Origin of the sequence: Paenirhizobium cremeum (genome assembly GCF_022884085.1) — a bacterium.
GTDB classification, from domain to species: Bacteria; Pseudomonadota; Alphaproteobacteria; order Rhizobiales; family Rhizobiaceae; genus Allorhizobium; species Allorhizobium cremeum.
Genome location: NZ_JAGGCS010000006.1, coordinates 112,482 through 125,748 on the forward strand (window position 1 = coordinate 112,482; position 13,267 = coordinate 125,748).

General features: G+C 61.5%; 16 protein-coding genes. 8 read left to right on the forward strand and 8 right to left on the reverse strand.

All coding sequences use genetic code 11. The features are described from left to right. Nucleotides 1-2: 2 nt before the first annotated feature. On the reverse strand, nt 3-695 hold the full coding sequence (locus J5N58_RS12790; RefSeq protein ID WP_112827633.1) for a glutathione S-transferase family protein: 693 nt from the start codon (nt 693-695) through the stop codon (nt 3-5). Between the two features lie 141 nt (nt 696-836). Between J5N58_RS12790 and J5N58_RS12795 the strand changes: the two genes are divergently transcribed. Beyond that, a complete protein-coding gene (locus J5N58_RS12795) occupies nt 837-1,643 on the forward strand; it encodes an undecaprenyl-diphosphate phosphatase (RefSeq protein WP_112827634.1) in 807 nt (268 codons plus the stop codon). A 72-nt stretch (nt 1,644-1,715) separates the two neighbouring features. On the opposite strand, the gene J5N58_RS12800 is transcribed toward J5N58_RS12795, so the two are convergent. From J5N58_RS12800 to dnaN, 7 genes are all read right to left on the reverse strand, one after another. Then, nucleotides 1,716-1,874: a hypothetical protein gene (locus tag J5N58_RS12800; protein ID WP_244711053.1), complete on the reverse strand. Its 159-nt coding sequence runs from the start codon at nt 1,872-1,874 to the stop codon at nt 1,716-1,718. Nucleotides 1,875-2,065: 191 nt separating this feature from the next. Beyond that, entirely contained in the window at nt 2,066-3,046 is a 981-nt protein-coding gene (locus J5N58_RS12805; RefSeq protein WP_113443840.1) for a complex I NDUFA9 subunit family protein, read from the reverse strand. A gap of 113 nt (nt 3,047-3,159) precedes the next feature. Further along, nucleotides 3,160-3,447: a DUF1330 domain-containing protein gene (locus J5N58_RS12810; RefSeq protein ID WP_112827635.1), complete on the reverse strand. Its 288-nt coding sequence runs from the start codon at nt 3,445-3,447 to the stop codon at nt 3,160-3,162. Between the two features lie 72 nt (nt 3,448-3,519). Further along, on the reverse strand, nt 3,520-4,215 hold the full coding sequence (gene pyrF, locus J5N58_RS12815; RefSeq protein WP_162757454.1) for an orotidine-5'-phosphate decarboxylase: 696 nt from the start codon (nt 4,213-4,215) through the stop codon (nt 3,520-3,522). Continuing rightward, on the reverse strand, nt 4,212-4,802 hold the full coding sequence (locus J5N58_RS12820) for a histidine phosphatase family protein (RefSeq protein WP_113443823.1): 591 nt from the start codon (nt 4,800-4,802) through the stop codon (nt 4,212-4,214). The genes pyrF and J5N58_RS12820 overlap by 4 nt, the downstream gene beginning before the upstream one ends. Nucleotides 4,803-4,808: 6 nt before the next feature. Next, on the reverse strand, nt 4,809-5,405 hold the full coding sequence (pmtA, locus tag J5N58_RS12825) for a phospholipid N-methyltransferase PmtA (RefSeq protein WP_113443822.1): 597 nt from the start codon (nt 5,403-5,405) through the stop codon (nt 4,809-4,811). A 121-nt stretch (nt 5,406-5,526) separates the two neighbouring features. After that, a complete protein-coding gene (gene dnaN, locus J5N58_RS12830) occupies nt 5,527-6,645 on the reverse strand; it encodes a DNA polymerase III subunit beta (protein WP_113443821.1) in 1,119 nt (372 codons plus the stop codon). A gap of 250 nt (nt 6,646-6,895) precedes the next feature. Between dnaN and rsmI the strand changes: the two genes are divergently transcribed. From rsmI to J5N58_RS12865, 7 genes are all read left to right on the forward strand, one after another. Further along, nucleotides 6,896-7,807, forward strand: coding sequence for a 16S rRNA (cytidine(1402)-2'-O)-methyltransferase (rsmI, locus tag J5N58_RS12835; protein WP_113443820.1), 912 nt, complete (start codon nt 6,896-6,898; stop codon nt 7,805-7,807). Further along, a complete protein-coding gene (locus J5N58_RS12840; RefSeq protein ID WP_113437240.1) occupies nt 7,804-8,202 on the forward strand; it encodes a YraN family protein in 399 nt (132 codons plus the stop codon). Before rsmI ends, J5N58_RS12840 begins: the two co-directional genes overlap by 4 nt. A 125-nt stretch (nt 8,203-8,327) precedes the next feature. After that, nucleotides 8,328-9,626 carry an extracellular solute-binding protein gene (locus tag J5N58_RS12845; protein WP_113438951.1) on the forward strand — a complete coding sequence of 433 codons (1,299 nt, stop codon included), beginning with the start codon at nt 8,328-8,330 and terminating at the stop codon, nt 9,624-9,626. Between the two features lie 70 nt (nt 9,627-9,696). Continuing rightward, on the forward strand, nt 9,697-10,578 hold the full coding sequence (locus J5N58_RS12850; protein WP_112827643.1) for an ABC transporter permease subunit: 882 nt from the start codon (nt 9,697-9,699) through the stop codon (nt 10,576-10,578). A gap of 10 nt (nt 10,579-10,588) precedes the next feature. Then, nucleotides 10,589-11,431 carry a sn-glycerol-3-phosphate ABC transporter permease UgpE gene (gene ugpE / locus J5N58_RS12855; protein WP_112827644.1) on the forward strand — a complete coding sequence of 281 codons (843 nt, stop codon included), beginning with the start codon at nt 10,589-10,591 and terminating at the stop codon, nt 11,429-11,431. Nucleotides 11,432-11,445: 14 nt separating this feature from the next. Continuing rightward, entirely contained in the window at nt 11,446-12,561 is a 1,116-nt protein-coding gene (locus J5N58_RS12860; RefSeq protein WP_113443819.1) for a sn-glycerol-3-phosphate import ATP-binding protein UgpC, read from the forward strand. Nucleotides 12,562-12,723: 162 nt separating this feature from the next. Next, nucleotides 12,724-13,197 carry a cupin domain-containing protein gene (locus tag J5N58_RS12865; RefSeq protein ID WP_244711224.1) on the forward strand — a complete coding sequence of 158 codons (474 nt, stop codon included), beginning with the start codon at nt 12,724-12,726 and terminating at the stop codon, nt 13,195-13,197. The last annotated feature ends 70 nt before the right edge of the window (nt 13,198-13,267 follow it).

Genomic DNA, 13,267 nt, shown 5'->3' on the forward strand with positions numbered 1-13,267 from the left:
CGTCAGAAATCGAGGTCCGCGTAATGCGAGACCGGGGTGAGGCCGCGCACCCGCTCGGCCAGCAGCGGACGGAAGGATGGGCGCGATTTCAGGCGCTGATACCATTCCTTGGCGATCGGGAATTCTGACCACTCTATTTCACCCAGATAGTCGAGCACCGAGATCGCCGATGCGGCGGCAAGGTCGGCATAGCTCAGCCGGTCACCGGCAAGCCATGTGCGGGAGCCCGCGAGCCAGCTCAGATATTTCATGTGCTGGCGGATATTGGTGCGCGCGGTCCGCAGGATCTTGGAGTCCGGTGCGCCGCCGCCGAGCCCGTTCGGGATCAGCAGCTTGTGAACCCGCTCGCGCACCAGCGGCTTGGTGACGTCATGCTCCATCTTCTGGAGGAACCATTCCGTCAGCCGGCGGATTTCTGCCCTCTGGAAAGGGTCTTCGGCCAGCAGCCGGCGGTCACGTTTCAGCACGCCATGGGTTTCGTCCAGGAATTCGCTGATGACGGTCGCTCCGCAGAGCGTACGCATGTTGTCGTCGACATAAACCGGCAGAGTGCCGGCAGGATTGAGAGAAAGAAATTCCCGCCGCTTCTCCCAGGTCTGTTCCTCCACCAGGTCCACCTGGAAGCCGTATTCGGACAGCACCAGCCGGATGAACCGGGACGCGGTGGACATGGGATGATGATACAACGTCGGCATTGCTACTCGAATTCTATGGCTGTTGGATTCCGGCATGACGCGTATAGCGGCTGGTCATGACCACGGCTTCCAAGCTATATGAGCTTGGTTCGCGCAATACAAGCAAATCGCTCTCTTGTCCCTCCCCCTCAAGGAATCACCATGGAAGATCAATCCATTCTCAGCGCGCTTTTCCTTGGCCTGATTGAAGGCCTCACGGAGTTCATCCCGGTTTCCTCCACCGCGCATGTGCTGCTCGCAGGCCATTTCCTTGGCTTCAAATCGCCGGGAAACACCTTTGCCGTGCTGATCCAGCTCGGCGCCATCCTCGCCATCCTGAGCGTCTATTTCCGCAAGCTTTTCCTGATCGCCATCGGCCTGCCGTCGGACCCTTCCAGCCGCCGCTTCGTCCTGTCGATCCTGGTCGCCTTCCTTCCGGCGGCGGTGATCGGCGCGTTGGCCCACGATTTCATCAAGTCGGTGTTGTTCGAGACCCCTGCACTGATGTGCGTCACCCTGATCCTCGGTGGGATCGTGCTGCTGTGGGTCGACCGCATGCATTTCACGCCCAGGTACAAGAACGCACTGACCTATCCCCTGCCGCTCGCTTTCAAGATCGGTCTCTGCCAGTGTGTGGCGATGATCCCGGGCGTTTCCCGGTCGGGCGCGACCATCGTCGGTTCGCTGCTGCTTGGCGCCGACAAGCGCTCCGCTGCGGAATTTTCCTTCTTCCTGGCCATGCCGACCATGGTCGGCGCCTTCACGCTGGATCTCTACAAGAACAGGAATTCGCTGAGCTTCGACGACGGCGCGATCATCGCGATCGGCTTTATTGCGGCATTCGTTTCGGCTCTGCTGGTGGTCCGTGCATTGCTCGATTTCGTATCGAGGCGGGGTTATGCGCCGTTCGCATGGTGGCGTATCGCCGTCGGCGGCATCGGGCTGGTGGCCCTGGCGCTCGGTTACTGACCGGGCGGTTCTCCAAACAGCAAAGGCCGGGCAAATGTCCGGCCTTTTTCATAGGGAATATGAGAAGCAGGCTTACTGGGTTACGGCGATGGAGCCGGTGCTGCAGGGGTCGACGCCGTAGGCAGGAGCGCAGTTGCCCTTGCGGGCAGCTACTGTCGAAGGTGCCACGAAAGATCCGGCGAGGATCACCAGTGCCGCACACGCAAAAAACAGTGCGATAGACTTACCCATGAAGAGGCCTCTTGAGAATGATGCTGTGATTCGTCGCCGATCAGGTTGCAAGGCGAGAACAGGTGGACTGTTTACGCATTGCCGATACGCTCATCAATAGAAGATCTTGCTGAATTCCCGGTTAACGCAGCTATTTTACCGCTGCGTCTTTTGTGCAACGCTGGGATGGGCAAAATTGCCCGTGGCTGCCCTCAGGCAGCCTTTCCGGCACCGTTGAACTGGCCGTGGGGACGGTAGCGCACGAGGTAGGTCGGCAGGATCGAGGTCAGCGCCACGGGATTGATTCCCATGCCTTCGAGAGTGCGGCCGTCGGCCTTGGCGGCGTCGGAAACCACATTGTCCACCTTCAGGAGCTTGACCTGGTCGCTGGTGAGCGCCGGCTTGACGAAAGGGATCGAGGACGAGATGGAGCCGATCAGCGAGGCAACGGCAAAGGGCATCGGAATGAAGGGACGCTTGCGGTCGATGACCTCAAGGATGGTCTCGAGGCACTGGCGGAAGGTCAGCACATCCTTGCCGCCGAGTTCGTAGATCTTGCCGCGAGCGAGCTTGCCGTCCACGGAGCGGGCGATCGCCTCGGCGACGTCTTCCACATGAACGGGCTGGAATCGCGTCTTGCCGCCGCCGATCAGCGGCAGGAAAGGCAGACGCTGGGCCATGCCGGCGAACTTGTTGAAGAAGCCGTCTTCCTGTCCGAAGATGATGGAGGGGCGCATGATGACGGCATCGGGCAGGATCGAGAAGATCGCGGCTTCAGCCTTGCCCTTGGTGGAGGCATATGACGACGGCGAGTTGGCATCGGCCCCGATGGCCGAAACATGGGTGAGCTTGGCTCCGGCGGCGCGGGCGGCCTCCGCCACGGCGCGGGCACCGAATTCCTGGACGGCGTCGAAGCTGTTGCGGCCGCTTTCGAACAGGATGCCGACGCAGTTCACCACATAATCGGCGCCCTGAACCGCAGCGTCGATGGAGGCGCGATAGCGAAGGTTTGCCTGGGTGAAGGAAATCTGCCCGACATTGCCGAGCGGCTGCAGGTGGAAGGCGAGGTCCGGACGGCGCACCGCAACCCGGATACGGTAGCCGCGACGCGCCAGAGCCCTGACGACATGCCTCCCGACGAAGCCCGATCCCCCAAACACGGTGACGAGCGGCGGCAGGTTGGACAGGGTCATGATGGGCTCCATGAAAAGGCTGGCGCGGAATGCGTTGTGGTCTTTGCGTCTCTTAGCCGAATCCCTTTGTCAGCGAAAGGGCCAACCTCCGCCATTGCATGCTTCCGATGGTCTCATGCGCCTTCGACGACGACCATCTCCGCATCGGCCACTTCCTGGCGGATCTTGGCGGCGATCTGGTATTCCGGCGAGTTGTAGCAGTCGACGGCAGCTTGGTGGGACGGAAACTCGATCACCACGTTGCGGGCGCGGGCCTTGCCCTCGAGTTCCGTGAACGCACCGCCCCGGGCGAGGAACTTCGCGCCGTATTTCTCGAACGCGGGCTTGGCGGCGGCGACATAATCCTTGTAGCGCTCGGGATCACGAATATCGACACGGGCGATCCAGTAACCTTTGGGCATTTTCTCTCTCCCTGCTTGCGCCTTTCGCGCGATGATCTCGCTGATGTGATGCGTCTTCCCGTCCGACGCGCCTCAGGCGAAGGCCGCGTCCATTTCGGCGAGGATCGCACGGGCCGCTTCCTTGGGGTCGGGCGCTTTCACGATCGGTCGGGCGACGACGAGATGGCTGGAGCCCGCCTTCAAAGCATCGGAAGGCGTCATCACCCGCTTCTGGTCGCCCTTGTCGGCGCCGGCCGGCCGGATGCCCGGGGTCACCAGTGCCATGTCCGGGCCGATGATCTTGCGCACGGCTGCGGCTTCTTCCGCCGAGCAGACGATACCGCCCATGCCGGCGATGCGCGCCTGTTCGGCGCGCTTCAGGACCAGCGTGTGGGGATCGTATTCGTAGCCGGCGTCGATCAGGTCCTGCTCGTCCATGGAGGTGAGCACGGTCACGCCGAGCAGGCAGAGGCCGGAGCCCCGGGCCGCCTCGACCGCTGCCCGCATTGCCTTCGGATAGGCGTGCAGCGTCAGCATCGACATGCCCATCTTCGCGATGTTCTCGACGCCTGAGGCAACCGTGTTGTCGATGTCGAGAAGCTTCATGTCGAGAAAGATCTTCTTGCCGCTGGCGGCAAGATCGCGGGCAAATTCAAGACCGCCTGCGAAGGCGAGCTGATAGCCGATCTTGTAGAAGAGGATGTCGTTCGCCAGCTTGTCGACGATGGTTTCGGCCTCGCGGAGCGTCGGTACATCCAGTCCGACGATCAGGCGTTCACGTGCGCTCAATGGTCCACTCCCTGCCAGTTTTCCATGGGCGTCCAGTCGCATGTGACGCGCCGATCCGCAAGGGAGAAGGCGAAAAGATTGCCGCCGCCGCCCGGCTGGTCCCGGTTGCGGGCGATAGGAAGGCCGGCAAGATGGCATTTCAGGAGAGTTCCGACGCCGCCATGGCCGACGAAGGCGATCGGACTTGAGGGGCCGTGCCCGTCAAGCGCGGTTTCGACGGCGCTCACGATCCGCCGTTGCGCATCCACTGCCTTTTCCCAGTCGCGAAAGCTCTCGCCGGGGTGTGCGAAAAACCAGTCGGCGGCCTTCTCGAATTCCTCGGGCGGCAGGAAGCCGGTGGCTGATCGGTCGTTTTCATGCATCGCTTCCACCGTTTCATAACCGATGCCTGTGGCCTCGGCCAGGATCGCGGCCGTTTCCATGGCCTTCACCTCGGCACTTGAAACGATGCGTCTCAGCTGGCGTACCCACGGGAGGGCCGAGGCGGCTCGCGCTCGCTGCGCTCCGATATCGGAAAGCCCCCACTGCGGAACGGGAACGTCAGGATCGATCCGGACCTGCGGATGGGTGATGTAGAGACCGAACATCGCCGGTTATGCCCGGCGATAGACCCAGAGCTGGGCCGGCGGGATATTGCGGACGATGAAGTCGTAATGCTGGATGTGATAGCGATGGGGACGCGCGATGATCGGTGAGACCGGACCATAGGAGATCTGCATGACGGGCCGGCCGGCGGGAATGCGGTCGAGCAGGTCTTCGAGCATGCTGATGCGCGCTTCCATGGGGAAATTGAGGAGCGGAACCGCAGAGACGACGGAATCGAATTTCTGTTCCGACAGTGCGCCGAGCGTTTTACCGAGGCTGAAGGCATCGCCATGAACGAAGCGGACCTTGGGGTAGGTCCGCGTCAGATGCTGGAAGAAATCCTCGGAATATTCGACAGAAACGATATCCTCGGGTTTCACGCCCCGGGCGAGGATCGCCTTGGTGATGACGCCCGTACCGGGTCCGAGCTCCAGCACCGGCAGGCCGGAGTGGACAGTATCGACAACGCTGGCCATGCGCCGCGCCGTGATCGACGAGGTGGGGGCGATGGCTCCGACCGTTTTCGGGCCCTGCATCATGCCCTTGAAGAACCGGATTTCGTCGTCGAACTTTTTCTCGAACCGCTCTTTCAAGCGCAATGCCATTGCCACGCCTCCATGCCCAGCTTCAACCGCGGTTCATCCGCAGGCCGAATGTTGGATCAATGTGTCGCAAAAACAAGGCTTTTTGGCGCGGACGGATAAAAATCCAAAGGAATAGTTATCGTCAGACGCGCATCGGCATCAGCACATAAAGCGCATCGTCGCCGGCCGTGTCGCGAATGAGCGTTGGCGAGCCGGCATCGGCCAGCAGGAATATCGCGTCGTCGCCGGAAAGCTGCGCGGTGATGTCGAGCAGGTATTTGGCGTTGAAGCCGATCTCCATCGGGTCGTTCTCGTATCCGACAGCCACTTCTTCCGTGGCGCTGCCGGAATCGGGGTTGTTGACCGTCAAGAGCAGCTGACCATCGGAAAGGGCGAGCTTCACCGCGCGACCGCGCTCCGAGGAAATCGTCGAAACGCGGTCGACGGCCTGGGCGAAAGTCTGGCAATCGACCCGCATTTCCTTGTCGTTTGCCGTCGGGATGACGCGCTGATAGTCCGGGAACGTGCCGTCGATCAGCTTCGAGGTCATGACGATGGAGCCGATCGTCAGGCGGATCTTGGCATCAGACACTTCGAGGGTGACGACGAGATCGGGATTGTCGACCAGTTTTTGCAGTTCGCCGACAGTCTTTCGCGGAATGATGATGCCCGGCATGCCTTCCGAACCCGAGGGAGCCTCGACGTCGGCGCGGGCCAGCCGGTGTCCGTCTGTCGCGACCGCGCGCAGCTTCAGCGCACCGCCGGCCTCGATCGTGTGCAGGAAGATGCCGTTCAGGTAGTAGCGCGTTTCCTCTGTCGAAATCGCGAACTGCGTCCGGTCGATCAGCATCTTCAGGTCGGCTGCCTTGAGCTTGAAGGCATGGGTGAAGTTGCCGGCCGTGAGGTCGGGGAAATCGGCTTCCGAAAGGCACTGGAGCGAGAACTTGGAACGGCCGGAAGCGACCGTCATGGAAGAACCGTCCGGATTGGTCGCGAGCAGTACTTCTGCGCCGTCCGGCAGCTTGCGGACGATTTCATAGAGCAGATGCGCCGGAACGGTAGTGGCGCCGGCCTGTTCGACCATGGCCGGGGTGGCTTCGGTAATTTCGAGGTCGAGGTCAGTCGCCTTCATGGCGAGGCTTGCGCCTTCGGCCCGCAGCAGCACGTTCGACAGGATCGGGATCGTGTTGCGCCGTTCGACCACGCGATGCACATGGTTCAGCGATTTGAGAAGGTTGGACCGTTCAAGAGTAATACGCATGGACGCTACCGCTTTCGACCTGTCGCGGTCGCTGGAGGACCGCAATGCTCTTTCCGGCTGCAGGCTGCGGCCGGATGATGTGGACGGGCAAAATGGCAGCAATTGCGCATGGATTGCAAGAGGGACGGTGCCGACCTCGTGTCAATTCGATACGATCAACGTTAATCCACAGAGGAAAGGATTGCCTTGCCCCTTGGCCGGGGCGGGGCGATAAAGGGTGATCGATGTGCAGGCGTGAACGGGAAGCAAAGTGACGGGCGACAGGAACGACGAAAACGGCCGCGAACGGACCTATCGGGTGAACGATGCGCGTGTCGCGGCCCGGCCGCTTCAGCCGGCGCTCTATCTGGTCGCGACCCCGATCGGCAATCTCGGCGATATCACGCTGAGGGCGCTGGAAACGCTGGCTGGCGCCGATGTGCTGGCCTGCGAGGACACTCGCGTCACCCGTGTCCTTCTCGACCGTTACGGCATTCAGAACCGTCCCTTCGCCTATCATGAACACAATGCCGCCGAGGCGGGGCCGCGGTTGATTGCAGCGCTTGCGGCGGGCAAGTCCGTCGCTCTGGTCTCGGATGCCGGCACGCCGCTCGTTTCCGATCCCGGCTATCGTCTCGGGCAATTGGCGATCGAGGCTGGCCACCGTGTGGTGCCTATCCCCGGCGCCTCCGCTCCCCTTGCGGCGCTGGTCGGCTCCGGCCTGCCGAACGACGCCTTCCTCTTTGCGGGCTTCCTGCCCACCAAGGACAAGGCCCGGCGCGACCGATTGGCGGAACTCGCCGAGGTCCCGGCGACGCTCATCTTTTTCGAGAGCCCCCATCGGATCGGCGATACGCTTGTCGCGGCCGCCGATGTGCTCGGTTCGGAGCGCTCGGCCTCTGTCTGCCGCGAGCTGACCAAGACCTTCGAGGAATTCCGGCGCGGTACGCTCAAGGAGCTTGCCGCCGCCTATGCCGACCAGGCGGTGAAGGGCGAGGTGGTGCTGGTCGTCGGCCCGCCGCCGGAAAAGGCCGCACCCGATGCGCGCGAAGTGGACGGTCTTCTTCTCGAACTTGCGGGCAGTCTGCCGACCGCCAAGGCCGCGACGGAAGCGTCTAGGATTACCGGTCTTCCCCGCAAGGAACTCTATCAGCGACTGCTCGATCTCAAGGGCGCAGCATGAGCGATATCCGGCCCGGGGAAAAGCAGAAGACGAGCCCCGGTCCAAATCGCGGACGGATGAAGGCCGAACGGCGCGGCCGGGTCTCCGAATATGTCGCGGCCCTTTATCTCCTCATGAAAGGATATCGCATCGTCGCCATGCGTTACCGCAGCCGGGGCGGGGAGGTGGATATCATTGCCCGAAAGGGCGTTGTGATCGCGCTGGTGGAGGTTAAGGCCCGGGACAGCGCCCAAAGGGCCGTCGATGCGGTCGGCTTTTCCTCGCAGCAGCGTATCCGTTCCGCAGGCGATCACTGGCTGTCGCGCCAGCGGGATGCGACGGCTCTTTCGGTCCGATGCGATATCGTGGCCATCGTTCCAGGCCGATGGCCACGGCATTTCATCGACGCTTTCTAACCACCTGACCTATCCGCGACATGGGATTGCGGATTGTCATCCCCCTGTCATGTAAGTTTCAAGGGCGCGTCACAGAAGCCGAATAATGCAGTCCTCACCCCAACACCGGCGGAGAGGATTTATCCATGTTCAAGAAGCTTTCACTGGCAGCGCTGGCCCTGTCCATGACCGCAAGCACCTCGCTTGCTGCGACCAACATCACCTGGTGGCATGGCATGGGCGGCCGTAACGGCGAAGTCATCAACGAAGTCGCCCAGAAGTTCAACGAAGCCCAGAGCGAATGCGCGCTGACGCCGGTCTCCAAGGGTTCCTATGAAGAAGCCCTGTCCGCCGGCATCGCGGCCTTCCGTTCCGGCGAGCAGCCGAACATCCTGCAGGTCTTCGACGCAGGCGCCGCCACCATCATCAACGCGAAGGGCGCCGTCATTCCGGCCGAAGACCTCATCAAGCAGGCCGGCTATGACTTCAACCGCGAAGACTTCATCGAAGGCGTTCGTTACTTCTATGCCGACTCCACCGGCAAGTTCGTTGGCATGCCGTTCAACTCCTCGGCTCCGATCATGTACATCAACACCGACGCCCTGAAGAAGGCCGGTGTCGAAGCTCCGAAGACCTGGGAAGAGTTCGAAGCCATCGCTCCGAAGCTCAAGGAAGCCGGCTACATTCCGCTCGTCCAGACCCAGCTCACCTGGGAATTCACCGAGAACTTCTTCTCGCGTCATAACCTGCAGTTCGCTTCGAACAACAACGGCTACGACAGCATCGTCGACACGAAGATCAACGTGACCGATCCGAACCACGTCATGATGTATGAAAAGCTGAAGGCCTGGTACGACCAGGGCCTGTTCGGCTACTACGGCGCCGGCTGGAACGACAACCAGAAGCCCTTCGAAGAAGGCAAGGTTGCGCTCTGGATCGGTTCTTCGGGTTCGTTCGGCGGCCTGCAGAAGACCGCGACCATGCCCTTCTCGGCAACCTTCCTGCCCTATTGGAAGTCGATCATTCCGGAAGGCGTGCACACCTTCATTGGCGGCGCCTCGCTGTTTGCCATGGCCGGCAAGCCGGAAGCCGAAAACAAGTGCGTCGCTTCCTTCTTCCACTTCCTGACCTCGCCCGAGATCCAGAAGTTCTACCACCAGTCGACCGGCTACGTCGCCATCACCAAGGCGGCCTACGAGCTGGCTAAGAAGGAAGGCTACTACACCGAGAAGCCGGCCGCCGAAGTCGGTATCCAGCAGCTCTCGCTGCCGGGCGCCGAGTGGGACAAGGGCTACCGCCTGGGCTTCTATCCGCAGATCCGCTCGGTGATGGAGCGCGAATACAACCGTATCTTCTCCGGCGAAACCACGCCGAAGGACGCGATGGAAACCATCAAGAAGGAAGCCGACGAGCTGCTCGCCCGCTTCGCCAAGACGGCCGGCTGATTTCTGGAACCTGATGTGATGATGAGCTCCCGGGGGCTGCGCCCCCGGGGTTTGCTTTGAAAGGCACCCGATGAAGCGCGTCCAGTTTTCCTCGCGATTTCTACCCTATCTGTTCCTGTTGCCGCAGTTCGCGATCATCGCGATCTTTTTCTACTGGCCGTCGGCGCAGGCGATCCATTCCTCGTTCTTCATCGAAGACCCCTTCGGCTTCGGCGCAAGTTTCGTCGGATTGAGCAACTACACCGACGCCCTCAATTCCGCGGAATATCTGAAGGTCGCCCGTTTCACGATCGCCTACAGCCTGATTGTCACCTTTCTTACCCTGTCGCTCGGCCTGCTCCTGGCGCTGAAAGCCGATGCCGTCATTCGCGGCCAATCGGCCTACCGGACACTGCTGATCGTCGTCTATGCCATCGCGCCCCCGGTCGCGGGCCTGATCGGTATGATGTTCTTCGACCAGCATATCGGCCCCTTCGTGAAATTCGTCTCGCTGTTCGGCTGGCACATGAAGGTCGGGATCAACTACTTCGACACCGCCTTTGCCATGGTGGCCGTCGCTGTGTGGAACCAGATCCCCTATAATTTTATCTTCTTCCTGTCCGGCCTGCAGGGCATTCCAACCTCCATTCGCGAGGCCGCGGCGATCGACTGCAAGTCGGGAACGCGGCGCTTCTGGACGGTCATCCTGCCGCTCCTGACGCCGACCGCCTTCTTCTTGCTTATCATCAACATGACCTATTCGCTGTTCGACACCTTCGGCGTCATCGACGTCATCGTGAAGGACAAGGCGGCCAACAATCCGATCACCCTTGTCTACAAGGTCTATCTCGACGGTTTCCGCGGCAACGATCTCGGCGCGTCCTCGGCCCAGTCGGTGATCCTGATGGTGGTGGTCCTGGTGCTGACGCTGATCCAGTTCCGGTTCATCGAACGCCGCGTTCACTACGGTTGAGGAGAGGCGCATGTACAGAACAAAGTTCTTCGACCACCTGATCCTGATCGCCGGCGTCGTCCTGATGCTCGGGCCGCTGGTGGTCGCCTTCACCACATCCACGCACAGCGCCGCTGAAATCCATTCCAAGGGGCTGATGCTGGCGATCGGCGACCAGTTCGACGAGACCTATAGCAGGGTGCTGTTCCATGGCGGCGGCTTTACAGGCCAGGTGACCGGCCTGACCATGGCTTGGAATTCGCTGATCCTCGGCGTCGGCTTCGCTGTCGGCAAGATCGTGCTGTCGATGATGGCCGCCTATGCCATCGTCTATTTCCGCTTCCGCTTCGCGACGCTTGCCTTCTGGCTGATCTTCACGACGCTGCTTCTGCCGCTAGAAGTGCGCATCATGCCGTCCTATCAGGTGATGAGCGACCTCGGCCTGCTCAACACCCACACCGGGCTGATCCTGCCGCTTCTGGCGTCGGCGACTGGCACTTTCTTCTTCCGGCAGTTCTTCAAGTCCGTGCCGGACGAGCTGTTGGAGGCCGCGCGCATCGACGGTGCCGGGCCGATCAAGTTTTTCTTCGATGTGCTGGTGCCGCTCTCGCGCACGATGATCGCGGCGGTTTTCATCATCATGTTCGTCTATGGCTGGAACCAATATCTCTGGCCGCTGCTGATGACGACGGACGAAAGCTTCTACACCCTGATGCGCGGCATCAAGCAGATCCTGCAGGTATGGGTCGGCTCGCAGATCCCCGATTATAACGAGGCTTTCGCCATGGCCGTGCTCGCCATGCTGCCGCCCGTCATCGTCGTGGTGATCTTCCAGAGCTGGTTCATCAAGGGCCTGACGGAAACCGACAAGTAGGAAAGGTTGAGCCCATGGCTTCCATTCATATCGACCAGGTCTCGAAGATCTACGACGGCGGGGTTCGCGCCGTCAGAAGCATCGACATCGATATCGCCGATGGCGAATTCATCGTGCTCGTCGGTCCGTCCGGCTGTGGCAAGTCCACGCTCTTGCGCATGGTCGCCGGGTTGGAGACCATTTCGGAGGGCACGGTCAGCATCGACGACCGCATCGTCAACCAGATCGAGCCCGCCGACCGCGACATCGCCATGGTGTTCCAGAATTACGCGCTCTATCCGCACATGACGGTCTACGACAACCTCGCTTACGGCCTGAAGAACCGCAAGACGCCAAAGGCGGAAATCGAAGCGCGTGTGGCGGAAGCTGCCCGTATGCTGGAGATCGAGCCCTATCTGAAACGCAAGCCGCGGGCACTTTCGGGCGGCCAGCGCCAGCGCGTTGCGATGGGCAGGGCCATCGTGCGGAAGCCCGCGGTCTTCCTGTTTGATGAGCCCCTTTCCAATCTCGATGCCAAGCTGCGTGTCACTATGCGCGGAGAAATCCGTAAGCTGCAGCGCCGTCTCGGCACGACCGCGATCTACGTGACCCACGACCAGCTCGAGGCCATGACGCTTGCCGACCGGCTGGTGGTGCTGAATGGCGGTGCGATCGAGCAGATCGGTACGCCGCTCGAGGTCTATCATCGCCCGGCCTCCACCTTCGTTGCGAGCTTCATCGGCTCTCCCGCGATGAACCTTGTGCAGGGGATGGTGGAAGGCGGGAAACTCTCCGTCGGAGATGCGGCGATCTCATTTCCGGGCGGCCTGCCGGTTGAAGGCGAGGTGACTGTCGGCGTCCGGGGGGAGGATCTGATGCCTGCCGCCGCAGACGAACCGTCTCTGCCGTTCAAGGTCGATTATGTCGAGGAACTCGGTGCCCATCGCCTCGTCCACGGTCTTGTCGGCGGCCAGCCACTGACTGCCGTCATTGCGCTCGGCACGGAAATTCCGGCGCAGATGCGTCTCGCGGTCATGCCGCAGCGTCTGCATTTCTTCGATCGCGCCAACGGCCGGCGGATCGCGGCTTCATCGACGGAGGTGCCGCAGGTCGGAGAGGCAAATCCGGTGATGGAAACGTCTCCGGCATGATCGTCTCCACCGTTTGCAGCCTCGCCGCCTCGATCCGGGGCGGCGAATTGCTGCAATTTTAGCGATCCTGCGAACGGTAATATAACCGCTCTTTGGTAGCGTTCCCGCGAAATTCACAAGCTGATGGGAACGGAAATGCCTTTGAAGCTCCTGATTGCCGGCATGGCCGGCGTGCTGATGACGATGCCGCGCTCGCGCCGTTTCGGCGATGTCCCGCCGGTCGTCTCGGCCAATAGCGGCCATCTCGCTTTGAAGCCCGCGCCGATCAATCCCGAATGGATCATTCGCGGAACGCCGATCGCCCGCGTCGGCGATCATTCCACCAGCGCAGACGAAGCAAGTTCGACGGCCGTATGGGATTGCACGGCGGGGGAATTCCGCTGGTATTTCGGCTGGGACGAAACCGTGGTGATCCAGGAGGGCGAGGTGCACGTTACCGCGGAAGACGGCACGGAGCGCATCCTGCGGGCAGGCGATATCGCCTATTTCCGCGGCGGCACCTGGGCAACCTGGCGCGTGGACGAATACGTGCGCAAGATCGCCTTCCTGCGCAAACCCTTTCCCGAGCCGCTGGCGATCCTTTACCGTATCCGCAACGCGCTGCGTTCCCCGACCGCAAAAAGCGTGCTCGGCTGATCCGCCTATCAGCAAAATTGAAGACCGCGGGACGTTGCCTTTGGCCTTGAGGAAGCCTAAATCTCCAAGG